Raw genomic sequence first — 260 nt, 5'->3', positions numbered from 1 at the left:
CATGTCATCGTTGCGACAGGCGTAGTACCAAGAAGCTTAGAAGGCAAGCTAGAAGGTGCTGAGCTGCCACAAGTGATGAGCTATGCCGAATTGCTCTCTGGTGAAAAATCAGTCGGCGATACGGTGGCAGTCATCGGCGCTGGCGGTATTGGCTTCGATGTCAGCGAATATCTAACCGCGCGTCATGGTCAGCCTTTAGATGAGCTCGGCCCTGAGACCTTAAAAGACCCAAGCTACCGCCCTGAGCCGCAGTCTATCAG

At 53.8% G+C, this 260-nt stretch carries 1 protein-coding gene; it reads left to right on the top strand.

Annotation, left to right across the window (positions count from 1 at the left end; all coding sequences use genetic code 11):
- Nucleotides 1-260, top strand: a 260-nt coding sequence (locus AAEZ03_RS27955) for a hypothetical protein (protein ID WP_502947980.1), incomplete at both ends; no start/stop codon positions are given.

Origin of the sequence: Pseudomonas sp. HY2-MNA-CIBAN-0224 (assembly GCF_040310285.1) — a bacterium.
Lineage (GTDB): Bacteria > Pseudomonadota > Gammaproteobacteria > Pseudomonadales > Pseudomonadaceae > Aquipseudomonas > Aquipseudomonas helleri.
The sequence above is the reverse complement of the archived record's forward strand: the minus strand, read 5'-3'. Positions and strand labels throughout refer to the sequence as shown.